At 70.8% G+C, this 342-nt stretch carries 1 protein-coding gene; it reads left to right on the top strand.

Translation table 11 applies throughout. From position 1 onward, the window contains the following. Window positions 1–300: recombinase family protein (locus ACZ2XM_RS15460; protein ID WP_490619009.1), on the top strand; the 300-nt coding region annotated here is incomplete at its 5' end. Between the last annotated feature and the right edge of the window lie 42 nt (window positions 301–342).

The raw sequence follows: 342 nt of genomic DNA on the forward strand, positions 1-342 counted from the left end.
GAGCCCGACATCGACACCACGACCCCGATGGGCCGAGCCCTGTTCGGCATTGTTGCCGTGTTCGCGCAGCTCCGCGTCGACACGATCCGGGAGAACACCCGGCGCGGTCTGGCGCACGCCCGCGCTGAGGGTCGCCTGGGCGGCCGGCCTTCTGTGATGACCCCGGAGCGCACCGCGGCCGCGGCGCGGATGCGTGAGCAGGGCGACAGCATCGCACAGATCGCGGCCGTGCTCGGCGTCGGCAAGTCATCCGTCGCGCGCGCGCTTGCGAAGCACGACCAGAGCCAGCCGTCGGCCTGAAGGAGGTATGGACGATGAGTGAACACCAGGCGAGCGCCCCAT

The sequence above is a fragment of the Psychrobacter sp. CoH-33_TS_01 genome (assembly GCF_058189395.1).